We start from the raw sequence: 24,790 nt of genomic DNA on the forward strand, positions 1-24,790 counted from the left end.
TCAGGAGGTGCCGAACTTGCTGTCGATGAAGTCGAAGAGGTCGTCGTCGGAGGCGGTGTCCAGCTCGGCGGTGACGGTGGCGACGTCGTCCGGGCGCTGGCCGGTCTGCCACGCCGCGAGCAGGGCACGGAGCCGCTCCCCCACGCCGGCCCGGGTGCTTTCGTCGAGGGCGGCGACGGCGTCGGCGCTGGTCAGGGCCGCCTGGATCCGGTCGAGGTCGTCGAGCAGGGTCGCCCCGCCGGCGTCGTCGGGCACCAGCTCGGTGAGCAGCTGCTGGGCCAGTTCGGTGGGGGTCGGGTGGTCGAAGACGAGGGTGGCGGGCAGCCGGAGCGCGGTCTCGGCGGCGAGCCGGTTGCGCAGTTCGACGGCGGTCAGCGAGTCGAAGCCGGCCTCCTTGAACGCGCGCTCGGGGTCGACGTCGCCGCCGGAGGCGTACCCGAGGACCGCCGCGACCTGGTCGCGGACCAGCGCCAGCACGGTGTCGAGGCGGTCCGGGGCGGGCATCGCGGCGAGTCGGCCGGCCAGGTCGGCGGTGGAGGTGGCGGCGGCCGTCACGGCGGGCGCGGTCGCCGGGTTGGCGTCGGGCAGCGCGGCGAGCAGCGGGCGGGGCCGGGCCAGGGTGTAGACGGGGGTGAAGGTGGTCCAGTCGATGTCGGCGACCACGAGGTGGCTCTCGTCGTGGTCGAGGGCCTGCCGCAGCGCCTCGACGGCGAGCCGGGGGTCCATCGGCGGGGTGCCCTGCCGGCGCAGGTGGACGGTGGCCTCGTCGTCGGCCATGCCGCCGCCGGCCCAGCTGCCCCAGTTGACGGCGGTGGCGGTGCGGCCCTGCCCGCGCCGCCCGTGGGCGAGCGCGTCGAGGTACGCGTTGGCGGTGCCGTACGCGGCCTGCCCGGCGCTGCCCCAGACGGCCGCGCCGGAGGAGAAGAGCACGAACGCGTCCAGCGGCCGGTCGGTGAGCAGGTCGTCGAGGTGGGTGGCGCCGAGCACCTTGGCCCGGCACACCGCGGCGAACTCCTCCGGGGTGGTCTCGGGCAGCGACTTCTCCTGGTGCAGCACCCCGGCGGCGTGGAAGACGGCGGTCAGGTCGTCGCCGAGCTCGGCCAGCAGCGCGGCCACCGCCTCCCGGTCGGTGACGTCGCACGCCACCACCCGCGCACCCGGCAGCCGGCCGGTCAACTCGGCGGCACCCGGCGCGGCCGGGCCACGCCGGCTGGCCAGCACCACCCGCTGCGCGCCCAGATCCAGCAGCCACTCGGTCAGATGCGCCCCGATCCCCCCGGTGCCACCGGTGACCAGCACCGTGCCGGTGGGCCGCCACCGGCGATCCGGCGTGCCGGCCACCGGCCAGCGCACCAACCGCCGCGCCAGCACCCCGGCCGGCCGTACCGCCACCTGGTCCTCGACCCCACCGGCCAACACGTCGACGACCCGGTCGGCGTGCTCGCCGGCCCAGTCGGCAGGCAGGTCGACCAGGCCACCCCACCAGTCGGGGTAGTCGAGGGAGAGCACGGTGCCGAGGCCCCAGAGCGCGCCCCGGGCGGGGTGCGGCAGCGACTCGAACCGGTCGACGGCGACGCCGCCGGCGGTCAGGCACCAGAGCCGGCCGGCGAAGGCGGTGGCGGTGAGGTTCCGGACCAGGTCGACGGTCGCGGTGACGCCGGCGGTGAGCCCGGCCCCGAGCGGGTCGGGGGCGTCGTCGAGGGCGAGCAGGGACACCACCCCGGCGGGGGTGTCGCGTCCGGTCACGTCGGCGCCGGTGCCGGTGACGACCTCGGCGCCGCGCGCGGCCAGCGCGTCGGCGACGGCCCGGGTCCGGGGGTCGTCGGCCAGCGCCTCGGGTACGACCACCCACCAGGTCCCGGCCGGTGCGCCCCCGGTGGGTAGGTCGGTGGAGCGCCACACCAGCCGGTAGCGCCAACTGTCGACGGTGGTGGCGTCGCGGTGCCGGGCCCGCCAGGTGGCGAGGCCGGGCAGCACCTCGCCGATGGTGCCGGCGGGGACGCCGAGGCCGTCGGCGAGGCCGTCGACGTCGCCGCGGTCGACGGCGTCCCAGAACCCGCCGTCGGTGCCGGTGTCGCCGCTGTCGGTGCCGGCGGTCGGGGTGATCCAGTACCGCTGGTGCTGGAAGGCGTAGGTGGGCAGGTCGACCTGCCGCCCGCCGGGGTGGATGGCCGTCCAGTCGAGGTCGAGTCCGGTGGTCCAGGCCTGGGCCATGCCGGTGGCGTACGCAGTGACCTGTTCGCGGTCGCGGCGTTGCAGCGGGATCGCGGCGGCGTCCGGGGCGCAGTCGGCGACCATCGCGGTCAGCACACTGTCGGGTCCGATCTCGACGAACCGGGTCACTCCCCGCTCGTGCAGGGCACGCACCGCGTCGGCGAAGCGGACCGTGCCCCGCACCTGCCCCTGCCAGTAGCCGGCGTCGGCCAACTCCTCGTCGGTGACGAGGGTGCCGGTGGCGGTGGACACCAGCGGAATGCCCGCCGGGTTGGCGGTGACACCGCTCAGGACCTGGCCGTAGTCGACGAGCATCGGGTCCATCAGGTGCGAGTGGAACGCGTGCGACACCCGCAACCGCCGCGTCCTCACATCGAGACGCGCTTCGAGAGCCGCGATCTGCTCCTCCGTGCCCGACACCACCACCGCACGCGGCCCGTTGACCGCCGCCACGTCGATACCGTCGAGGTCGAGCTCGTCCAGCGGGGCGGCAATCGCCAGCATCACCCCACCGGCGGGCAACGCCTGCATGAGCGTGCCCCGGGCGGCCACCACTCGGCACGCGTCCTGAAGGGACCACACCCCGGCCACGTGCGCCGCAGCCAGCTCACCGATCGAGTGACCCGCCACGAAGTCCGGCCTCAGCCCCCACGACTCGGCCAGGCGGAACAGCGCCACCTCGACCGCGAACAACGCCGGCTGAGTCCACCCCGTCTGATCCAGCACACCATCGGGGTCGGTGAACATCACCTGCCGCAGATCGCCATCGAGCAGCGGCGCGAACGCCGCACACACCTCATCGAGGGCGGACGCGAACACCGGGAACACCTCCGCCAGATCCCGGCCCATCCCGACGCGCTGCGCACCCTGACCGGTGAACAACACCGCCGTCCGGCCCGTGGTGACCCGGCCGGTCGGGCCGCCGCCGGCGGCGAGCGCGTCCAGGCCGGTGGCGAAGTCGGTGTCGGGTCCCCCGACCACGACGCCCCGGTGGTCGAGGGCGGCCCGCCCGGCGGCCAGCGAGAAGCCGACGTCGACCGGCCGCTCGTCGGTCAGGTACGCCCGCAGCCGGCCGGCCTGCGCGGCGAGCGCCCCGGCGGAGCGGCCGGACACCGGCCAGAGCACCACCGGCGGCTCGACCGCGGCCGGCGCGGGCGGAGCCTCGACCGGCGGAGCCTCCTCCACGATCACGTGCGCGTTGGTGCCGCTGATGCCGAACGACGAGATGCCGGCCCGGCGGGGCTGCCCGGTCGCGGGCCACGGCACCGGCTCGGTGAGCAGCCGGACGTCCCCGGCCGACCAGTCGACCTGCGCGGACGGCACCTCGGCGTGCAGGGTGCGGGGCAGCAGCCCGTGCCGCAGCGCCTGCACCATCTTGATCACGCCGGCCATGCCGGCGGCGGCCTGCGCGTGGCCGATGTTCGACTTGATCGACCCGAGCCACAGCGGCCGGTCCCGGTCCCGCCCGTACGTGGTCAACAGCGCCTGGGCCTCGATCGGGTCGCCGAGGGTGGTGCCGGTGCCGTGCGCCTCGACCACGTCCACGTCGGCCGGTTCGAGGCGGGCGTTGGCCAGCGCGGCGCGGATCACCCGCTGCTGGGCCGGGCCGTTGGGCGCGGTGAGGCCGTTGGACGCACCGTCCTGGTTGACCGCTGAGCCACGGAGCACGCCGAGCACCGGGTGGCCGTGGCGACGGGCGTCGGAGAGGCGTTCCAGGACCAGCACGCCGGCCCCCTCGGCCCAGCCGGTGCCGTCGGCGGCGTCCGAGAAGGACTTGCAGCGGCCGTCGGGGGCGAGGCCGCGCTGGCGGCTGAACGCCACGAACGGGGTCGGGTTCGACATCACCAGCACGCCGCCGGCGATCGCGGTGGCGCACTCCCCCGCCCGCAGCGCCTGGGCGGCCAGGTGCAGCGCCACCAGCGACGAGGAGCAGGCGGTGTCGACGGTCATCGACGGTCCCTCGAATCCGAAGGCGTAGGACACCCGACCGGAGATGACCGACGCGGAGCTGCCGGTGCTCAGGTACGCCTCGGACTCGGCGGGGGCGAGGCCGAGCAGGTCGCCGTAGTCCTGCGCACCGGAGCCGACGAAGACGCCGACCGGTTCGCCGCGCAGCGTCTCCGGGTCCAGCCCGGCCCGCTCGCAGGCCTCCCAGGTGAGTTCCAGCATCAGCCGCTGCTGCGGGTCCATGGTGATCGCCTCGCGGGGCGAGATGCCGAAGAACTCGGCGTCGAAGGCGCCCGCGTCGTAGACAAAGCCGCCGGAGCGGACGTAGCTGGTGCCGGGCCGGTCGGGGTCGGCGTCGAAGAGAGCGTCGGCGTCCCAGCCCCGGTCGACGGGGAAGGCGCTGATCGCGTCGGTGCCGGTGGCGACGAGCTGCCACAGCTCTTCCGGGGAGCGGACGCCGCCCGGGTAGCGGCAGCTCATACCGACGATCGCGACGGGCTCGTCGGGGGTGAGCGGGGTGCCGGCGGTGGGGCCGGCGGGGCCGGCGGTGGTGCCGACGAGTTCGTCGTACAGGTGGCGGGCCAGCACGGCGGGGGTCGGGTAGTCGTAGACCATCGTGGCGGGCAGCCGCAGTCCGACGGCCGCGCCGAGCGCGTTGCGCAGTTCCACCGCGGTCAGCGAGTCGAAGCCCAGTTCGCGGAAGGGGCGTTGGGCGTCCACGGTGGTGCCGGCGGGGTGGCCGAGGACGGCGGCGACGTGGGTGCGGACGGTGTCCAGCAGGTACGGCAGCCGGTCGGCGTCGGGCAGGTCGGCGAGCCCGGACGTGTCCCGGGGCGCGGTCGGTTCGGCGGCGGGGGCGGGCCGGCTGTCGGGCAGCGCGGCGAGCAGCGGCCGGGGCCGGGCCAGCGTGTAGATCGGGGTGAACCGGGCCCAGTCAATGTCGGTGACCACGAGGTGGCTCTCGTCGTGGTCGAGGATCTGCTGCAACGCACCGAGCGCCAGCCGGGGCTCCATCGGCGGGGTGCCCTGTCGCAGCAGCTGCGCGGTGGCCTCGGCGTCGACCATCCCGCCGCCGCCCCAGGTGCCCCAGGCCACGGAGGTGGCGACCAGGCCGGCGCGGCGGCGCTGGTGGGCCAGCGCGTCGAGGAAGGCGTTGCCGGTGCCGTACGCGGCCTGCCCGGCGCTGCCCCAGACGGCCGCGCCGGAGGCGAAGAGCACGAAGGCGTCGAGGGTACGGCCGTCGAGCAGCGCGTCGAGGTGGGTGGCGCCGAGCACCTTGGCCCGGCAGACGGCGGCGAAGTCGTCGAGGCTCGTCTGCCCGAGCGGTGTGGGTTCGTCGAGGACCCCGGCGGCGTGGAAGACGGCGGTCAGGTCGTCGCCGAGCTCGGCCAGCAGCGCGGCCACCGCCTCCCGGTCGGTGACGTCGCACGCCACCACCCGCGCACCCGGCAGCCGGTCGGTCAACTCGGCGGCACCCGGCGCGGCCGGGCCACGCCGGCTGGCCAGCACCACCCGCTGCGCGCCCTGATCCAGCAGCCACTCGGTCAGATGCGCCCCGATCCCCCCGGTGCCACCGGTGACCAGCACCGTGCCGGTGGGCCGCCACCGGCGATCCGGCGTGCCGGCCACCGGCCAGCGCACCAACCGCCGCGCCAGCACCCCGGCCGGCCGTACCGCCACCTGGTCCTCGACCCCACCGGCCAACACGTCGACGACCCGGTCGGCGTGCTCGCCGGCCCAGTCGGCAGGCAGGTCGACCAGGCCACCCCACCAGTCGGGGTAGTCGAGGGAGAGGACGGTGCCGAGGCCCCAGAGGCCCGCCTGCGCGGCGTGCGGCAGGTCCTCGTACCGGTCGACGGCGACGCCACCGGCGGTCAGGCACCAGAGCCGGCCGGCGAACCCGGCGGCGGCGAGCGCGTGCACCAGGCGGACGGTGTCGGTGACGCCAGCGGACAGTCCCGCGCCGAGCGGGTCGGGGGTGTCGTCGAGGCCGAGCAGCGACACCACGCCGGCCGGGCCGCCGGCGTCGGCGAGGTCGTCGAGGGTACGCAGCCGGACGGTGGCGCCCCGCGCGCCCAGCGCGTCGGCGAGCGCGGTGACCCGTTCGTCGCCGGTGAGCGGGGCGGGCGTGACCAGCCACCAGTCGCCGGTGAGCGTCCCGCCGGTGGGCGGTTCGCCGGGGCGCCACGCCACCCGGTAGCGCCAGCCGTCGGTGGTGGTGGCGGGCGCGGCGGTGGGTGCCTCCAGCCAGTACCGCCGGTGCTGGAAGGCGTAGGTGGGCAGGTCGACCTGCCGCCCGCCCGGGTGGATGGCCGCCCAGTCGAGGTCGATGCCGCTGGTCCAGGCCCGCGCCATGCCGGTGGCGTACGCGGTGACCTGCTCCCGGTCGCGGCGTTGTAGCGGGATCGCGGCGGCGTCCGGGGCGCAGTCGGTGACCATCGCGGTCAGCACACTGTCGGGTCCGATCTCGACGAACCGGGTGACGCCCCGCTCGTGCAGGGCACGCACCGCGTCGGCGAAGCGGACCGTGCCCCGCACCTGCCCCTGCCAGTAGCCGGCGTCACCCAACTCCTCGTCGGTGGCCAGCGTGCCGGTGGCGGTGGACACCAGCGGAATGCCCACCGGGTTGGCGGTGACACCGCTCAGGACCTGGCCGTAGTCGGCGAGCATCGGGTCCATCAGGTGCGAGTGGAACGCGTGCGACACCCGCAACCGCCGCGTCTTCACATCGAGACGTGCTTCGAGGGCGGTGATCTGCTCCTCCGTGCCCGACACCACCACCGCACGCGGCCCGTTGACCGCCGCCACGTCGATGCCGTCCAGGTCCAGCTCGCCCAGCGGCGCACCGATCGCCAGCATCACCCCACCGGCCGGCAACGCCTGCATCAACGTGCCCCGCGCCGCCACGACCCGACACGCGTCGTCGAGGGACCACACCCCCGCCACGTGCGCGGCAGCCAGCTCACCGATCGAGTGACCCGCCACGAAGTCCGGCCTGAGACCCCACGACTCCGCGAGCCGGAACAGGGCCACCTCGACCGCGAACAACGCCGGCTGAGTCCACCCCGTCTCATCCAGCACCCCATCGGGGTCCGAGAAGATCACCTGCCGCAGATCCCCACCCAGCAGCGGCGCGAACGCCGCACACACCTCGTCCAACGCGGACGCGAACACCGGGAACACCGCCGCCAGATCCCGGCCCATCCCGACGCGCTGCGCGCCCTGACCCGTGAACAACACCGCCGTCCGGCCCGTGGTCACCCGACCCGACAGGCCGGCGCCGGCCGCGAGGGCGTCCAGGCCGGCGGTCAGCTCGGCCGGCTCCCGGCCCACCGCGACGCCCCGGAACTCCAGGCCGGCCCGGCCGGCGCCGAGCGTGAAGCCCACGTCGACCGGGTTCTCGTCGGTGCCGAGGCAGAACTCGGCGATCCGGGCGGCCTGGAGGGCGAGACCCTCCGGGGAGCGCCCGGAGACGGGCCAGAGGGTCACCGGCGCGGCCGCCGGGGCGGGGACCTCGTCGGCGACCGGGGCCTCCTCGACGATGAGGTGCACGTTGGTGCCACTGATGCCGAACGAGGAGACGCCGGCCCGGCGCGGCCGCTCACCCGCCGGCCAGTCGACCGGCTCGTGCAGCAGCCGTACGTCGCCGCCGGCCCAGTCGACCTGCCGGGACGGCGTCTCGGCGTGCAGGGTGCGGGGCAGCACCCCGTGCCGCAGCGCCTGCACCATCTTGATCACGCCGGCCACGCCCGCGGCGGCCTGCGCGTGGCCGATGTTCGACTTGATCGACCCGAGCCAGAGCGGCTGCTCCCGGTCCCGCCCGTAGGTGGCCAGCAGCGCCTGCGCCTCGATCGGGTCACCCAACGTGGTGCCGGTGCCGTGCGCCTCGACGGCGTCCACGTCCCCGGTGCCGAGCCGGGCGTTGGCCAGCGCGGCCCGGATCACCCGCTGCTGCGCCGGCCCGTTCGGCGCGGTCAGCCCGTTGGACGCGCCGTCCTGGTTGACCGCCGAGCCCCGGATCACGCCGAACACCCGGTGGCCGTGGCGGCGGGCGTCGGAGAGGCGCTCCAGGACCAGCACGCCGGCCCCCTCGGACCAGGCAGCGCCGTCGGCGCCGTCGCCGAAGGAGCGGCACCGGCCGTCCGGGGAGAGCGCCCGCTGGCGGCTGAACTCGACGAAGAGCTGCGGGGTGGCCATCACCGCGACGCCGCCGGCCAGGGCCAGCCCGCACTCCTCCTTGCGCAGCGACTGGCAGGCCAGGTGCATCGCGACGGAGGAGGACGAGCAGGCGGTGTCGACGGTGATCGCCGGCCCCTCCAGGCCCAGGGTGTACGCGACCCGCCCGGAGACGAGGCTGCCGGAGGTGGTGCTGTCGACGTAGTCGTGGTGCATGACGCCGACGAAGACGCCGGTGGCGCTGCCCTTCAGCGCGACCGGGTCGAGGCCGCCGTGCTCGAACGCCTCCCAGGACACCTCCAGCAGCAGCCGCTGCTGCGGGTCGGTCTCCAGCGCCTCACGGGGGCTCATGCCGAAGAAGCCGGGGTCGAAGTCGGCGGCGTCGGGCAGGAAGCCGCCGTGCCGGGTGTAGCTGCGGCCGGGCTTGCCGGGCTCGGGGTCGTAGACGCCCTCGACGTCCCAACCCCGGTCGGTGGGGAACCCGGAGATGGCGTCGGTGCCCTCGGCGACGAGCCGCCACAGGTCCTCCGGCGAGCGGACGCCGCCCGGGTAGCGGCAGCCCATCCCGACGATCGCGATCGGCTCCTGGTCGCGGCCCTCCACCTCACGCAGGCGGCGGTTGGCCTGTTGCAGCTCGGCGGTGGCGCGCTTGAGGAAGGTCCGGAGCTTGTCGTCGTTCGCCATCGTTCACACCAATCTGTGCCGCGCGGGAGGATCGTCGGAGGCTGCCGTCAGGAGATGCCGAGCTCGTTCTCCAGGACCTCGAACAGCTCCTCGTCGGTGGCGGAGTCGTAGTCGCGCCGGGTCTCGTCGTCGGGGTCGCCGACCCGGTCCTGCCAGCCGCGCAGCACCGCCTCCAGCCGCGCGACCAGCCGGGCCTGCTCGCCGGTGGGCACCTCGGTGAGGGCCTTCTCCAGCCGGTCGAGGTCGGCCAGGACGGCGTCGGCCGGGTCGGCGTCGGGCAGCACCAGTTCCGCCTTGAGCGCCCGGGCCAGGGTGGCCGGCTCGGGGTGGTCGAAGACCAGCGTGGCGGGCAGCCGCAGCCCGGTGACGGTGCTGAGCACGTTGCGGAACTCCACCGCGGCGAGGGAGTCGAAGCCGAGGTCCTTGAACGCGCGGCCGGGCTCGATCGAGGCCGGCCCGGGGAAGCCGAGCACGGCGGCGGCGTGCGTGCGGACCAGGTCGAGCAGCAGGGTGTCCCGGTCGGCGTCGGAGAGCCCGGCGAGCCGGTCGACCAGCGCCGTCCCGCCGCCGCCGGCGGTGCCGGCCGCCGCCCGGCGGGCCGGCGTGCGGACCAGCCCGCGCAGCACGGCGGGGAGCGGGTCGGTGCGGCGGCGCAGCGCGTCCAGGTCGATCCGGACCGGGACCAGGGTGGCCCGGTCGGTGCCGACGGCGGCGTCGAAGAGGGCCAGTGCCTCGTCGGTGTCCATCGCCGGCATGCCGAGCCGGCGCATCCGGTGCAGGTCCGCCTCGTCGAGGTGGCCGCCCATGCCGGTCCCGGTGGCCCAGAGCCCGAAGGCCAGCGAGGTGGCGGGCAGCCCCTCGGCGCGGCGACGCTGGGCGAGGGCGTCGAGGAAGAGGTTGCCGGCGGCATAGTTGCCCTGCCCGGCGCCGGCCACCCAGCCGGCCGAGGAGGAGAAGAGCAGGAACGCGGTGAGCGGCAGGTCATGGGTCAGCTCGTGCAGGTGCCAGGCGGCGTCCACCTTGGGCCGCAGCACCCGGTGCAGCTGTTCCGGGGTGAGGGCGTCGACCAGCGCGTTCTCGGCGGTGCCGGCGGCGTGCACCACGGCGGTGAGCGGGTGCGCGGCGGGCACGTCGGCGAGCAGGGCGGCGACCGCGTCGCGGTCCGCGACGTCGCAGGCGGCCACCCGCACGTCCGCGCCGGCCGCGGTGAGGTCGGCGACCAGCTCCGCCGCGCCGGGCGCCGACGCGCCGCTGCGGCCGGTCAACAGCAGCCAGCGTACGCCGTGCCGGGCGACCAGGTGCCGGGCCACCAGGCTGCCCAGCCCGCCGAGGCCGCCGGTGACCAGGACCGTCCCGTCGGCGGGCCACGGGCTGGCCGCCCGGGGCGCGTCGGCGGACACCCGGACCAGCCGGGGCGCGAGCAGCGCCCCGGCCCGGACGGCCAGTTCGGGTTCCCCGCTGCCGAGCGCGGCGGTGAGCTGCGCGGTGTCGTCGGCGTCGGTGTCGACCAGCAGGAACCGGCCGGGGTGTTCGGCCTCGGCGGCCCGGACCAGCCCCCACAGCGCGGCGGCAGCCGGGTCGACCGGGGTCCCACCGGCGTCGACCGCGTGCCGGGTGAGCAGCACCAGCGTCGACGCGTCGGACCCGGGGGCGGTGAGCCAGCGGTGCAGCAGGCCGAGCAGCCGCTCGCTGGCGTCGTGGGCGGCGGCGGGCAGCGGGCCGGGCACGTCGAGGCGGACCACGGCGGTGGCCGGGGCCGGGTCGGGCAGCTCCGCGTCGACGTCGACCAGGGTCCACGCGGCGTCGCCGGCACCGGCCGGTACGGGCTGCCAGGCCACCTCGTACAGGGAGCGCCGCTGGTCGCGGGCGGCGGCGAGCGCCTCGGCGGCGACCGGCCGGGCGACCAGTTCCGCGATGGTGGCGACGGGGTTGCCCTGACCGTCGGCCACGGTGACCGCGGACCGGTCGGCGGTGGCCGGGGTGATCCGGATCCGCAGCGCGGCGGCGTGCGCGGCGTGCAGCGTGACACCGCGCCAGGAGAACGGCAGCGGGGTGTCACCCGCCCCCTCGTCGACCAGGTTGGCGTGCAGGGCCGCGTCGAGCAGCGCCGGGTGCAGCAGGAACCGGGCGGCGTCGGCGGCGGCCACGTCGGGCAGGGCCGCTTCGGCGTACACCTCGGCGGTGTCGCCGTGGCCGCGCCGCCAGACGGCCCGCAGCCCCTGGAAGACCGGCCCGTAGTCGTAGCCGTGCCCGACCAGCCGGTCGTAGAGGCCGTCGAGGTCGACCGGGTCGGCGTCGGCGGGCGGCCAGGCGGTGAGGTCGGTGGGGGCGGGGTCGGCCGACGGGGTGAGGACGCCTTCGGCGTGCCGGGTCCAGCCGGTGCCGTCGGGGCCGTCGTCGGGGCGGGTCCAGATGCCGAGGGCCCGCGCGCCGGTGTCGTCGGCGGCGTCGACGGTGACCCGCAGGGCGAGGCCACCCTCCTCGGGCAGCACCAGGGGCGCGCCGATGGTCAGTTCGTCGACGACGGGGCAGCCGACCTGGTCGCCGGCGCGCAGGGCGAGTTCGACCAGGCCGGTGCCGGGGACGAGGACGGTGCCGAGGACCGCGTGGTCGGCGAGCCAGGGCTGGGTGGTGCGGGAGAGCCGGCCGGTGAGCACCACGCCGCCGGTGCCGGGCAGCTCGACGACGGCGCCGAGCAGCGGGTGGGCGGCCGGGTGCTGGCCGAGCCCGCCCGGGTCGCCGGTGCCGGCGGGCGCGTCCAGCCAGTAGCGGCGGCGCTGGAAGGCGTACGTGGGCAGGTCGACCCGGCGTCCGCCGGAGTGGATCGCGGACCAGTCGAGGCCGACGCCGGCGGCCCAGGCCCGCGCGAGGCCGGTGCCGTACGCGGTCACCTGGTCGCGGTCACGGCGTTGCAGGGCGACGGCGGCGGCGTCGGGCGCGCAGTCGGCGACCATGGCGGTGAGGACGCTGTCCGGTCCGATCTCGACGAACCGGGTGACGCCGCGTGCGGTGAGGGCGTGCACGGCGTCGGCGAAGCGGACGGTGCCGCGCACCTGGCTCTGCCAGTACTCGACGAGGGCGAGGTCGTCGTCGGTGGCGAGGTCGCCGGTGACGGTGGAGACCAGCGGCACGGTCGCGGCGCTGGGACGGACCCGGTTGAGCACCTGCCCGTACTCGGCGAGCATCGGGTCCATCAGGTGCGAGTGGAACGCGTGCGACACCCGCAACCGCCGGGTCTTCACGTCGAGACGCGCTTCGAGGGCGGCGATCTGCTCCTCGGTGCCGGACACCACCACGGCACGCGGCCCGTTGACCGCGGCCACGTCGATGCCGTCGAGGTCCAACTCGTCCAGCGGCGCACCGATCGCGAGCATCGCGCCACCCGACGGCAGGGCCTGCATCAACGTGCCCCGGGCGGCCACCACTCGGCACGCGTCCTGAAGGGACCACACCCCGGCCACGTGCGCCGCAGCCAGCTCACCGATCGAGTGACCCGCCACGAAGTCCGGCCTGAGACCCCACGACTCGGCCAGCCGGAACAGCGCCACCTCGACCGCGAACAACGCCGGCTGAGTCCACCCGGTCTGATCCAGCACCCCATCGGGGTCCGAGAAGATCACCTGCCGCAGATCGCCACCGAGCAGCGGCGCGAACGCCGCACACACCTCGTCCAACGCGGACGCGAACACCGGGAACACCGCCGCCAGATCCCGGCCCATGCCGACGCGCTGCGCGCCCTGACCGGTGAACAGCACCGCCGTCCGGCCCGTGGTCACCCGACCCGACAGGCCACCGCCGGCGGCGAGGGCGTCCAGGCCGGCGAGCAGATCGGCCGGCTCCCGGCCCACCGCGACGCCCCGGAACTCCAGGCCGGCCCGGCCGGCGCCGAGCGAGAAACCCACGTCCACCGGGCGCTCGTCGGTGAGGTGCGCCCGCAACCGGCCCGCCTGGCCGGTGAGCGCCGACGCCGAACGGGCCGACACCGGCCAGAGCAGCACCGCCGGCTCCGGTGACTCGTCGCCGCCGTCCTCGACCGGTGGGGCCTCCTCCAGGATCACGTGGGCGTTGGTGCCGCTGATGCCGAACGACGACAGTCCGGCCCGGCGCGGCCGCTCCCCCGCCGGCCACGGCTGCGCCGCGGTGAGCAGCCGGACGTCCCCGGCCGACCAGTCCACGTGCGGGGTCGGCTCCTCGGCGTGCAGGGTGCGCGGCAGCACGCCGTGCCGCAGCGCCAGCACCATCTTGATCACACCCGCGGTGCCCGCCGCGGCCTGGGTGTGCCCCAGGTTCGACTTCACCGAGCCCAACCAGAGCGGCCGGCCCGGCTCGCGGTCCCGCCCGTACGTGGCGATCAGCGCCTGCGCCTCGATCGGGTCGCCGAGCTTCGTGCCGGTGCCGTGCGCCTCGACGGCGTCCACGTCGGCGGCGGTGAGCCGGGCGTTGGCCAGCGCGTCGGCGATCACCCGGCGCTGCGCCGGGCCGTTCGGCGCGGTCAGGCCGCTGCTCGCGCCGTCCTGGTTCACCGCGGTGCCCCGGACCACCGCGAGCACCGGGTGCCCGAGCCGCCGGGCGTCGCTGAGCCGCTCGACCAGCAGCACGCCGACGCCCTCGGACCAGCCGGTGCCGTCGGCGGCGGCCGCGAACGGCTTGCACCGGCCGTCGCCGGCCAGGCCGCCCTGCCGGCTGAAGTCGTCGAACGTCTCCGGGGTGGCCATCACGGTCACCCCGCCCGCCAGCGCCAGGGTGCACTCCTCGCGGCGCAGCGCCTGGATCGCCAGGTGCAGCGCGACCAGCGACGACGAGCAGGCGGTGTCGACGGTGATCGCCGGCCCCTCCAGGCCCAGCACGTACGCCACCCGGCCGGAGAAGACGCTGCCGGCGTTGCCGTTGCCGAGGAAGCCCTCCAGCTCCGGCGGCGGCTGCGCCAGCCGGCTGGCGTAGTCGTGGTACATCAACCCGGCGAAGACCCCGGTGCGGCTGCCGCGTACCGACAGCGGGTCGATCCCGGCCGACTCGAACGCCTCCCAGGACGCCTCCAGCAACAGCCGCTGCTGCGGATCCATCGCGATCGCCTCGCGCGGGGAGATGCCGAAGAATTCGGGGTCGAAATGTGCGGCGTCGGCGAGGAAACCGCCGGCCCGGGCGTAGTTCGGCGCCGGCCCGGAATCGCCGTCACCGACGGTCCAGCCGCGGTCGTCGGGAAAGTCCGCGATGGCGTCCCCGCCGTCGGCGAGGAGCCGCCACAGTGCCGCCGGGGAGTCCACCCCGCCCGGGAACCGGCAGCTCATCCCCACGATCGCGATCGGGTCGTACTCGCGCCGTTCGGCGAGACGCAGCTGCCGGCGGGCCTCACGCAGATCGATGGTGGCCCGCTTCAGGTACCCGAGAAGCTTCTCCTCGTTCTCCATCTACGTCTCCCGCCACTGGCCCCAGCCGCGAACGACCGGAGCCAATGTCGGCGTCCGGGTCATCGCGGCGGCAATTGTCGGAGCAGAACCGCTCCGTCGGGCATTTGTTGGTTGTCCGCGCTGACACTACGAAGCGGTGCCGGCACCACGGACCCCCTAACGCCCCCAGTGCGCCCCCTAGGCTTGCGGCCCGGACGAGGCGGGCGCGGTGGCTCGCGCCGGCCATGGAGATGGCCGGTTCCGGCTACGATGACCGGCCGTGACGGGCTGATGATCGACAGCGTGGTCCGCTCCCCGCCTCGGGTGTGGACCGGCAGCGCGCGGCCGCCGGCAGCCGGGATTCCGCGCCGTTCCTGCTCGCGCTGCACCGCCGGCACCGGCTCACCGACGCCGAGCGCGAGCAGGCGCCGGGTACCGCGCCGGCGGAGACGACCGTGCCGCGCCGGTCACCGTGCTCGGACCGGGTTAGCCGACGGCGGCACGGGGACCGGCCGGGGTCAGCCTCCGAAGGAGAGCCCGCGCAGGCCCGCCCGGTCGAGCAGCGCCCGTTCCGCGTCGGTGAGCGGAGCACGGCCGGTGGCCTTGCGGACCAGCGTCAGCGCGTCCCACCCCGGCACCCGCCGGCCGGCGCGGAGCAGGTCCGCCACCACCTCCGCCGCCGTCGGGGTCAGCCAGGCCCGCCGGTCCAGCGCGTCGGCCAGGTCCAGGCCGTGCACCCCGACCTCCACCACCCGGGTACGCAGGAACTCGGTCAGCGTCATCGCGTCCCCGTGCCGGGTGCGGACCAGCCGCCCGGCCGGTGCGGCGGCGACCGCCGCGTCGGTGGCCCGCCAGGCCCGGGCGAACCCCGCCACCACCTCGGGTACGCCGGCCGGGGCCTGCCGGCGGGCGCTGTCGATCCGGTCCCGGTCGACCTGCGGGGTGAACTTGGCCGCGCCGAAGTAGCCGGCGGCGTCCACCTCGGCCCGCTCGGGGGCCGGCCCGGCGAGCATGTCGGCCAGCCGCCCGACGCCGGTGGCCACGTGCGCCAGCAGGTCCCGGACCGTCCACGGCGGGCAGCGGGTGGGCCGGTCCAGGTCCGCTCCGGTGAGGTCACGCAGTTCCTGCTCCAGCCGGGCGCACTCGTCCCGGAACGCCGCGCGTACCGTGTCCATCCCCGCTCCCCCGTCCGGTCCGGGCCCCAGCCTGCCACCGCCGTTTCGCGGCGGACCGGCCGGGTACGCGCCACCTCGACGAGGAGAAGGGGGCGCCGAATGTCCGGCATCATGCTGCGCAGCACCGCGTTCACCGACCACGACCTGTTGCCCGGACGATTCGCCCGGGACGGCGAGAACCTGTCGCCGCCGTTGCAGTGGGCGGACGTACCGGACGCCACGGAGGAACTGGTGCTGCTCGTCGAGGACCCGGACGCGGGCCGGGAACCGTTCCTGCACTGGCTGGTCACCGGGATCTCACCCGAGGCGGGTGAGGTGCCCGAGGGCGGCGTGCCGCCGGGCGGCCGGGAATGGCCGAACAGTTTCGGCGAGACCGGGTGGAGCGGGCCGATGCCGCCCAAGGGCGAGGACGCGCACCGGTACTTCTTCCGCCTCTACGCGCTGGACCGGCCGCTGGACCTGGCGGGCGCGCCGGCGGCCGGCGAGGTGCACCGGGCGCTGAAGGGCCGGGAACTGGCCAGCGGCACCACGGTCGGCACCTACTACCGCTGAGTCAGCCCTTGACGCGGGGCACCACGCGGTGCACCACCGCGAGCACCAGCGCGGCCACCACGCCGATGGTCCCGGCGATACCGGCCGCGCTGCCCGCGTACCCGATGAAGAGGGGGCGGCGGGTGAGCTCGTCGGCGGGGGTGCCGGAGCGGGCGGCCAGCCAGGTGAGGGCGAGCCCGGAGACGGCGAGCGCGAGCACGCCGAGGCCGCCCAGCACCGCCGCCGCCATCCGGTGCGCGTCGGTCGGGGAGATCTCGGCGGTGTCCCGCTGGAAGAAGAGCAGCAGCATTCCGCCCGCCGCCGCCCAGGCCCCCACCACCAGGTACGCGGCGACGGCGTCGCTGGGCCGGTGCCAGCCGGCGGAGAGGGTGGCCACCCCCGCCACCGCGGCGTAACCGGCGCCGAGGAACGCGCCGAGCACCCGGACCTTCGCGGGCAGCACCAGGATCAGCGCGACGGCCACCGACGCCGCGACGGCGGTGTGGCCGCTGGGCAGGCTGTTGCCGGCCGCCGCCCGTTCGGGGTCGATGCCGAAGTCGGGGCGGACCAGGAAGTGCTTGAGCACCTGGGTGGTCACGTTGGCCCCGGCGATCAGCAGGGTGGCGGTGACGGCGAGCGCCTTGCGGCCCCGGATCAGCGCGATGAAGCCGATCACCGCGGTGGTGGCCAGCAGGGACACCACCGACATCGCGTTGAGGATCCGGTCGACCGGACCGTCGATGCGATCCTGGCCGATCCGGTTGCCGGTCAACGCCACCGTGTCCAGCCACTGCCCCAGTTCGGTGTGCACGGCGAACCGCCACACCAGCAGGAACGCAGCCGTCTGGACCAGGGCCAGTACGACCAACCAGACCGCCGTCCAACCCCTCGCCGTCTCACGCACCCGCACACCGTAGCGGGGCGTCGACGGTTCCGCTCGGGACGGGGCCGGGGTCCGAACGGACCCCGGACGCCAGGTATTGACGGCCGTAAAACACACTCTTATGGTCACCCGGCACCAGTGCGATCTAGTTCACCTATCGGAACTTCTCCGCGAAGGACCCCACCTCCATGCGACGTACCCTCGCAGTCGCCGTACCGCTGGCGCTGCTCGCCGCGGGCCTGACCGCCACCCCCGCCACGGCCGCCACCACCCTGCCGGTCAGTGCCGTCGTCGCCAGCTCGGACGACGGCAACGTGCCGGCCAACACCCTCGACGGCGACCTCGCGACCCGGTGGTCGGCGCAGGGCGCCGGCGCCTGGATCCGCTACGACCTCGGCACCAGCACCACGGTCGGCTCGATCGCGCTGGCCTGGCACAGGGGCGACGAGCGGACCAGCAGCTTCGCCGTGCAGACCTCGGCCGACGCCGCCGCCTGGACCACCGTGATCGGCCGGCGCGACAGCAGTGGCACCACGCTCCAGCTGGAGACGTACGACTTCACCGACCGTCCGGCCCGGTACGTGCGGGTGGTCGGCTACGGCAACACCGTCAACGACTGGACCAGCATCACCGAGACCCGGGTCTACGGCGCGGACGGCGGCAGCGGCTGCGCGGTCCCCGCCGACGTGCTTAACCTGACCAACTGGAAGATCACCCTGCCCACCGGACCGGCCGAGGACCCGGACGAGATCACCCAGCCCACCCTGGCCGGGTTCCGGTCCTCCCCCTGGTTCGTCACCGCCGCCTCCTGCTCGGCCGTGCAGTTCCGGGCCGCGGTCAACGGCACCACCACCAGCGGCTCCGGCTACCCGCGCTCGGAGCTGCGGGAGATGACCGGCAACGGGGCGAGCAACGCGAGCTGGTCCTCCACCTCCGGCACCCACACGATGAGCTTCGAGGAGGCGTTCACGGCCCTGCCGGCGACCAAGCCGCAGCTGGTCGGCGCGCAGATCCACGACACCGCCGACGACATCACGGTGTTCCGGCTGGAGGGCACCAACCTCTACGTCACCAACGGCGACAACGCCCACTACAAGCTGGTCACCAGCGGCTACCAGCTGGGCACCCGGTACCGGGGCAAGTTCGTGGTCGGCGGCGGACAGGTCAAGGTCTACTACAACGACGTGCTCCAGACGACCATCACCCGCAGCTTCTCCGGCGCCTACTTCAAGGCCGGCGCGTACACCCAGGCGAACTGCACCAACTCCGCGCCGTGCAGCGACACCAACTACGGCCAGACGCTGATCTACGCCCTCTCGGTCAGCCACTCCTGACCGGACCGACCCCGACCGGGGCCGCCCCACCTGCGGGGGCGGCCCCGGCCGCGTCCCGGCACGGCCACCGCTCCCCCGGGCCTGCGGAGCGGGTGGCGCGCCGAGGGATCGGGCCCGCAGCGGGTGGGGGCCGGTACCGTGCAGCCGGTGACGATCCCATCGGCAGGGAGGCCAGCGTGACCGGCACCGCACCCGGGCGGACCCCGCCCGGTCCGCAGGCGACGGAGTCCCTCACCGACCTGCTCGGCGGTCGGCGGGGCGCGGTCGACGCCACCGTCCCGGCGGTGGCCTTCGCGGCCGGCTGGCTGGTCGCCGGGCTGTGGGGCGGCGTCGGCACGGCGGTGGCGGCGGGGGCGGCGGTGGCCGGCTGGCGGCTGCGCCGCGGGGACCGGCCGCGCTCGGTGCTGGTGGGGCTGCTCGCGGTCTGCCTGGCCGCGCTGGTCGCCCTGCGCACCGGCCGGGCCGGCGACTTCTTCCTGCTGCAACTGCTCTCCAACGCGGCGAGCGGGCTGGCCTGGGCGGTCAGCATCGTGGTGCGCTGGCCGCTGCTCGGAGTGGTGGTCGGCGCGGCGCTGGGGCAGCGGACCCGCTGGCGGCGCGACTCCGCGCTGCTGCGGGCGTACGCGCGGGGTTCCTGGGTGTGGGTGGCGACCTACGTGCTGCGGCTGGCTGTCTTCGTGCCGCTCTGGCTCGGCGGCCAGGTGCTCGCGCTGGTGGTGGCCCGGGTGGCGCTGACCTGGCCGCTGGTCGCGGCCGCGCTGGCGGCGAGTTGGTGGGTGATCCGGCGGGCGCTGCCGCCCGGGCATCCGGGGCTGCGCCACCCGGTCGTGGCGTCCGGCGGGGACGAGCGCCCGCAGACAGGAAAGAAGAGAGGCCGCCACGGGGGGAGCGGCCTCTCTTGATGATGTACGTTACTCCGTCCCCGGCCGTCGTGTGATCCCGGGAGGCGGCGAATTTCGCGGGTGTTTTCGCGGCAAGTTCCACTCCGGACGCGATGGGTGGGCCGGTCCGTCCGCTGCGTCGGCCGGACGGCCGGCCCACCCGGCCCGACCGTGGGAATCGGGCCGCGCCGACCGGGCGCTCCGTTCCCCCTGGCCCGGTCGGCCTCCGGCGCGGGCGGGGCCACCCGCCCGCGCCGGAGGGATCAGGTCACCCCTGGGGGAAGTAGGTGCCGTAGTCGGCGTACGCCATGGCGACGTCCGCCTGCGCCCAGAACCGGTGGTAGTTGAAGACCGGTTCGGCGCCACCGTTCAGGTACGCCTGCACCTTCGGGAAGTCCGGGTCGTTCTTGTAGAACGACCGGATGTCCAGGAAGCTCTTGCCGGCGGCGATGGCGTCACCGTTCGGCATCTTCCCGGTCCAGCCCGGCGGGATGTAGAGGCCCTGGCCGTCGGTGGCGTTGTAGACGTCGTCGAAGCGCTTGTAGTCGCCGCGCTTCTCCGGCATCGACACGCCCTTGCTGTCGGCGGCCGCCGAGAGCGCGTCCAGCAGGCCCTTGGCGGTGGTCTTCGCCGCCGCGTTGCCGGACTTCGCGGCGTACGCGATCAGGGTCCGGGCGTAGGCGGCGGCGACGCCGACGTCCTGGCCCTTCACCGTCACCTCGACGTGCAGGTTGGTGTTCGCCTGCGGGTTGGCCGGGTCCCAGTTGTTGGGCTGGCCGGTCCACTTCATGTCCGACGGGATCGACCAGTTGGTGCCCAGCGTGGTGTTGGCGATGGCCCACGGCACCCACTTGTCCAGCAGCGCCTTGGCCTTCGCGTTACCGGTCTGCAGGTACAGCTCGGCGATGCGCTGCATTGACCAGGCCTGCATGCCGAACCACTGGTTCGACGGCGGGTCGTTGTAGACCGGGTCGACGTCGTAGAACATGCCGTAGAAGGTGGCCGTGCCGGCCGGCGGCTGGGCGTACGCGCCGTCCCAGCTGTTGGTGGCGCCACCGGCGATGCCGCCCTCGGCGGACTGGAGCCAGGTGTAGAACTCCAGCTGCCGGTCGAAGCTCTTCTGCCAGTCGGCGGTCGCCGTGGCGGACTTGGGCTTCAGCTCCGGCACGTTGGTCAGCGCCCACGCGGCCAGCGGGTTCTGGTAGCCGAAGTGGTTGTGGCTGGAGCCGATCCGCCACGACCAGTTCTGCGAGGTGTCGTACGCGCCACCCCAGGCGTAGTACCAGGAGAGCAGGTAGTGCGCCGAGTCGCGGCCCGAGCCGGCCGGGCAGGTGGTCGTGCCGACGCAGTTGCCGATCTTCTTGAAGTACTTGTCGAAGAGCGCGTAGCGCAGGTAGTCACCCATCTTGGCGGCCTTGGCCACGGTGGCCGCGACGTCGGCCTCCTTGCCCTGGGCCTTGGCCCAGGTCAGCGCCCAGTAGGCGGCCTGCACGGCGCGGGCGTCGGCGTCCGGGGCGTCGGTGTACTTCCACTGCTTCGCCGGGGCGTTCGACTCCTTGACGAACAGGTCGAGGTAGCCGTACTGGCCGCCGTGCTTGAACGTGTCGCAGGACGGCTGCGGCACGGTCTCCCACACCGACTCCTGGGTGCCCCGCTGGAAGGTGTTGATGTACGCGGGCCGGGTGGTGCCGTCGCCGCAGTGGCCGTAGCCGTAGGTGTTGTCGACGTCCAGCAGCCAGTGCATGCCGTAGATGTCACCGGTGCCGTAGGTGGACTGCAGCTCCGAGCGCAGCGGGTCCTGGCCGACCGGCACGTTCGGCTCCAGGGCCGACGGGTACTGGCTGGGCAGGTTGTGCTCGGCGGCGTACTGCGGGGTGCCCGGGGCGCCGGCGGTGGGCTGGTCGGCGTGCGACGGGATGATGTACTTCTCCATCACCGTCCAGGCGTTGTTGAACGGCGCCCAGTTCTGGGTCACCCGGCCGTACTGCGCCTCCAGCCAGAGCCAGAAGCTGAACGCCTCCGAGGTGGTCTCGTGGCCGTAGTCGGGCGCCTCGACGATCAGCGTCTCGACCGAGTGGTACGGCACGCCCTCGGGGCTGAAGTAGCCCGAGTTCTTGATCTTGCCGTACTGGTCGAGGAACTTGGTGATGTACGCGTTGTTCCCGCCCGGCACGTCGTTGTCCGCCTCGGTGGCGACCACGGCCAGCGGTGCGAAGCCGGTGGCCGAGGCGGTGATCGTGGCGGTGCCGCCGACGGTGTCGGCGTCCTCCGCGGCGGCCACCGTGGCCGAGACGCCGGTGCTCCAGTTGCTCGGGGTGAGCGTCACCGTGGCCGGCGAGACGGTGATGTCGCTGTCCCCGGTGACGGCGAGGGTCACCGGGACGTTGGCGGTCGGCGCGGCGCTGAGGGTGTACTTCACCGTCGAGGTGCCGCCCTCGGCGACGGTGACCGCCGACGGGGTGGCGATCAGCTTCGGCCCGGTGGCCGGGTTGACCGTGAAGGACTTCTCGGCGACCGCCGAGCCACCGGCGTTGTCGTACGCCTTGGCCTGCACGGTGTAGCTGCCGGCCGGCAGGTCCAGCAGGTCGTACCCGTACGGGGCGGTGGTGTCGGTGTTGACCAGCAGGCCGTTGCGGTAGAACTCGACCTTGCTGATCGTCCCGTCCGGGTCGCTGGCGGTCGCGGTCAGCGGCACGTCGGCGGGGGCCTCGAACGGCCCGGCCGGCACCCCGAGGGAGACCGTGGGCAGCTGGTTGGTCGGCGCGCCGTTGCAGGCGACCCCGTTGAGGGTGAACGCCGTCGGCTTCGGGTTGGACCCGCTGTAGGTGCCCTGGAAGCCGATGTCGGTGGTGCCCCCGGTGGGCAGCGAGCCGTTCCACGACTCGTTGGTGGCGGTCACCGCGGTGCCGGACTGGCTCCACTTGGCCGACCAGCCGTTGGTGACCTTCTGGGTGCTGTTGGCGAAGTTCCACTTGAGCGTCCAGCCGTTGATGGCGTCGCCCAGGTTCTTGATGCTGACGGTGGCGGTGAAGCCGCCGCCCCAGTCGTTCGGCACGTACGCCACGTCGCACGCCGGGGCGGCCTGCGCGGCGCCGGCCGGCAGCGCGACCCCGCCGATGACGAGGGCGGTGGCGGCGAGCATCGCCGTACGGCGACGTCTGGCCATGAGTCTCATGAGCGCGGTGTCTCCTCGGACCGGGCCGGGACCGAGCGGGCCCCGGCGGGGCGCCTCCCACGCGTCGCCGGGACGTACGCGGGGGGACAGGAGGCGCCCGGAAAGGTGGTCGACCCGGCCGTGCCGGGGATCGGGGCGCCGCACCGGGATGACCGGGTGCCCTCGGCGGCCCACGACTCGCGCGAGCTGGCTCCGCGTCGCGATTGATTCGAGAGTGTGCCATGGAAGCGCTCCCACCACAACGGGACGGCGCAACACGCAGCTCGATGTTTCGATCTCGTGTAGGGGCTTTGACAAACGGGTGACGGGCGTTACAGTCACAAGCATCGCCGATGGGAGCGCTTCCATCGACGGAGATGTCAGTACGAGATCGCCGGGGACACCCGTGTCGCCGGCGCCCAGCCCCAGAGGCTGACGACGGGCCAGCCCGGACGCCGCCGTCAGCCATGACCCCCGACACGGAGGGAGGTGGAACCAGAGCCACTCGCGTGGCCCGGCTCCCGCGCGACACGCACGGCAGGACGCCAATTCCACACGTGCGTGTGTGCATCACAGGTGGGGACGGGGGTTGCCCTCCCCCGTCCCCACACTAAACCCCCGTTGTCGACGGGAAAAGAGGCCGACGGGACAGGCGTGACGCGCCTCCCGGCCGGCCTCCTTCGCTATCTGCCCCACCTTCGCCGCTCGCCCCTGCCCCCCGAGCGACACCCCGCCCGCCTTTCTCCGACCGCCGGACCCGGCGCCGCCGCGCACCTCGCGGCCCCGCCCCGCCCACGCGGTCGGCCGCGTCCGGCCTAAGCTGGGAGCGCTCCCGGCCGTCGGGCGGCCAGTCACTGCGAGGAGAACCCATGTCGCTACTCACCCGACGGCGCCTGCTCCGGCGCGCCGCAGCATCCGCGACCGCCGCCGGTGCGGCCCGCGCCGGACTCACCGGCGCCGTCGCCGCGGGGGCCGCCGCCGGCTCGACCGCGCTGAGCGGCTGCGACGACAGCCCCGACACCACCCCGGCGACCGCGGGCTCCGCGCGCGGTCCGCTGCGCTTCCCGTCCGGCTTCGGCTGGGGCGCGGCCACCTCGGCGTACCAGATCGAGGGCGCGGCCAAGGAGGACGGCCGGGGCGAGTCGATCTGGGACACCTTCAGCCACACCCCGGGCCGCACCCGCAACGGGGACACCGGCGACGTCGCCGCCGACCACTACCACCGGTACGCCGAGGACCTCGACCTGATGCGCGACCTCGGTCTGCGCAGCTACCGGTTCTCGGTCTCCTGGCCCCGGATCCAGGCCGACGGCTCCGGCCGGCCCAACCAGCGGGGCCTCGACTTCTACCGGCGCCTGGTCGACGGGCTGCACGAGCGGGGCATCGCCCCGATGCTGACCCTGTTCCACTGGGACCTCCCCCAGGCGCTGCAGGACGCCGGCGGCTGGGAGAACCGGGACACCGCCGAACGCTTCGCCGAGTACGCCGACGTGATGTTCCACGCCCTCGGCGACCGGGTGCCGGTCTGGCTGACCATCAACGAGCCGAAGACCGTGGTGCAGAACGGCTACCTGTGGGGGCACCACGCGCCCGGCCGGCAGGACCCCGACGCGGCGTACCTGGTCGCCCACCACCTCCAGCTCGCCCACGGCCTCGCCGTCCGCGCCCTGCGGGCCCGCGGCGTCGACGCCCGGATCGGCCCGGCGCTGAACCTGCACCCCTGCTACCCCGCCGACGACACCGCCGAGGCCGCCACCGCCACCCGGCTGCACGACGGGTACGAGAACCGCCTCTACCTCGACTCGATCCTCAAGGGCGCGTACCCGGCGGACGTGCTGGCCGACCTGGGCCCGGACAGCCGCATGGTGCGCGCCGTCCGCGACGGTGACCTGGCCGTCATCGCCAGCCCGGTCGACCTGCTCGCGGTCCAGTACTACACGCCCCTCTACGTCACCGGTCAGGGCGGCACCGTCACCAGGTGGCCCACCTCCGAGGCGGAGTGGCAGCAGATCTACCCCGAGGGCATGTACGACATCCTGACCCGGGTCACCCGCGACTACGGCCGCATCCCGATCACGATCACCGAGAACGGGCTGCCCTGCCCGGACCGGCTCGACGCCGACGGCACCGTCGACGACGCCGGCCGGATCGACTTCCTGCGCGACCACTTCGCCGCCGCCCACCGGGCGATCCGCGACGGCGTGCCGCTGGAGAGCTACCACGTCTGGTCGCTGCTGGACAACTTCGAGTGGGCCGAGGGGTACGAGCAGCGCTGGGGCCTGGTCTACGTGGACTACCCGACCCAGCGCCGGGTGCTCAAGCGCAGCGCGCACTGGTACCGCACGGTCATCCGCGACAACGGCCTGTGACCCGGACGGCCCGGCCCCGGCGGTCTCGCACCGCCGGGGCCGGGCCGCTGCCGGA

The 24,790-nt window shown here is 74.7% G+C and carries 8 protein-coding genes and 1 pseudogene; 4 read left to right on the plus strand and 5 right to left on the minus strand.

Annotated elements, in window-relative coordinates:
* The 3 genes and pseudogenes from GA0070611_RS12125 to GA0070611_RS12135 all read right to left on the minus strand — a co-directional run bounded on the left by GA0070611_RS12125 (position 1) and on the right by GA0070611_RS12135 (position 15,613).
* Entirely contained in the window at positions 1-9,021 is a 9,021-nt protein-coding gene (locus GA0070611_RS12125) for a type I polyketide synthase (RefSeq protein ID WP_091662743.1), read from the minus strand.
* Positions 9,022-9,068: 47 nt separating this feature from the next.
* Positions 9,069-14,429 (minus strand): annotated as a pseudogene (locus tag GA0070611_RS12130) (SDR family NAD(P)-dependent oxidoreductase); the annotation flags it as partial.
* 497 nt (positions 14,430-14,926) lie between these two features.
* A complete protein-coding gene (locus tag GA0070611_RS12135; RefSeq protein ID WP_407940434.1) occupies positions 14,927-15,613 on the minus strand; it encodes a maleylpyruvate isomerase N-terminal domain-containing protein in 687 nt (228 codons plus the stop codon).
* A 69-nt stretch (positions 15,614-15,682) separates the two neighbouring features.
* On the opposite strand from GA0070611_RS12135, the gene GA0070611_RS12140 reads away from it, so the two are divergent.
* Positions 15,683-16,135, plus strand: coding sequence for a YbhB/YbcL family Raf kinase inhibitor-like protein (locus GA0070611_RS12140; RefSeq protein ID WP_091662754.1), 453 nt, complete (start codon positions 15,683-15,685; stop codon positions 16,133-16,135).
* Between the two features lies 1 nt (position 16,136).
* On the opposite strand, the gene GA0070611_RS12145 is transcribed toward GA0070611_RS12140, so the two are convergent.
* Positions 16,137-17,024 carry a phosphatase PAP2 family protein gene (locus GA0070611_RS12145; RefSeq protein WP_197675910.1) on the minus strand — a complete coding sequence of 296 codons (888 nt, stop codon included), beginning with the start codon at positions 17,022-17,024 and terminating at the stop codon, positions 16,137-16,139.
* Positions 17,025-17,185: 161 nt separating this feature from the next.
* Between GA0070611_RS12145 and GA0070611_RS12150 the strand changes: the two genes are divergently transcribed.
* Together GA0070611_RS12150 and GA0070611_RS12155 are read left to right on the plus strand one after the other, a co-directional pair.
* Positions 17,186-18,331, plus strand: coding sequence for a polysaccharide lyase family 7 protein (locus GA0070611_RS12150; RefSeq protein ID WP_091662758.1), 1,146 nt, complete (start codon positions 17,186-17,188; stop codon positions 18,329-18,331).
* Positions 18,332-18,507: 176 nt separating this feature from the next.
* Positions 18,508-19,233: a DUF3159 domain-containing protein gene (locus tag GA0070611_RS12155; protein WP_091662762.1), complete on the plus strand. Its 726-nt coding sequence runs from the start codon at positions 18,508-18,510 to the stop codon at positions 19,231-19,233.
* A gap of 247 nt (positions 19,234-19,480) precedes the next feature.
* On the opposite strand, the gene GA0070611_RS12160 is transcribed toward GA0070611_RS12155, so the two are convergent.
* A complete protein-coding gene (locus GA0070611_RS12160; protein WP_197675911.1) occupies positions 19,481-22,378 on the minus strand; it encodes a glycoside hydrolase family 48 protein in 2,898 nt (965 codons plus the stop codon).
* An 857-nt stretch (positions 22,379-23,235) separates the two neighbouring features.
* Here GA0070611_RS12160 and GA0070611_RS12165 point away from each other — a divergent pair.
* Positions 23,236-24,735: a GH1 family beta-glucosidase gene (locus tag GA0070611_RS12165; protein WP_091662769.1), complete on the plus strand. Its 1,500-nt coding sequence runs from the start codon at positions 23,236-23,238 to the stop codon at positions 24,733-24,735.
* Positions 24,736-24,790: the final 55 nt, after the last annotated feature.

It is taken from the genome of Micromonospora auratinigra (assembly GCF_900089595.1).
In the GTDB taxonomy this organism is placed as follows: domain Bacteria; phylum Actinomycetota; class Actinomycetes; order Mycobacteriales; family Micromonosporaceae; genus Micromonospora; species Micromonospora auratinigra.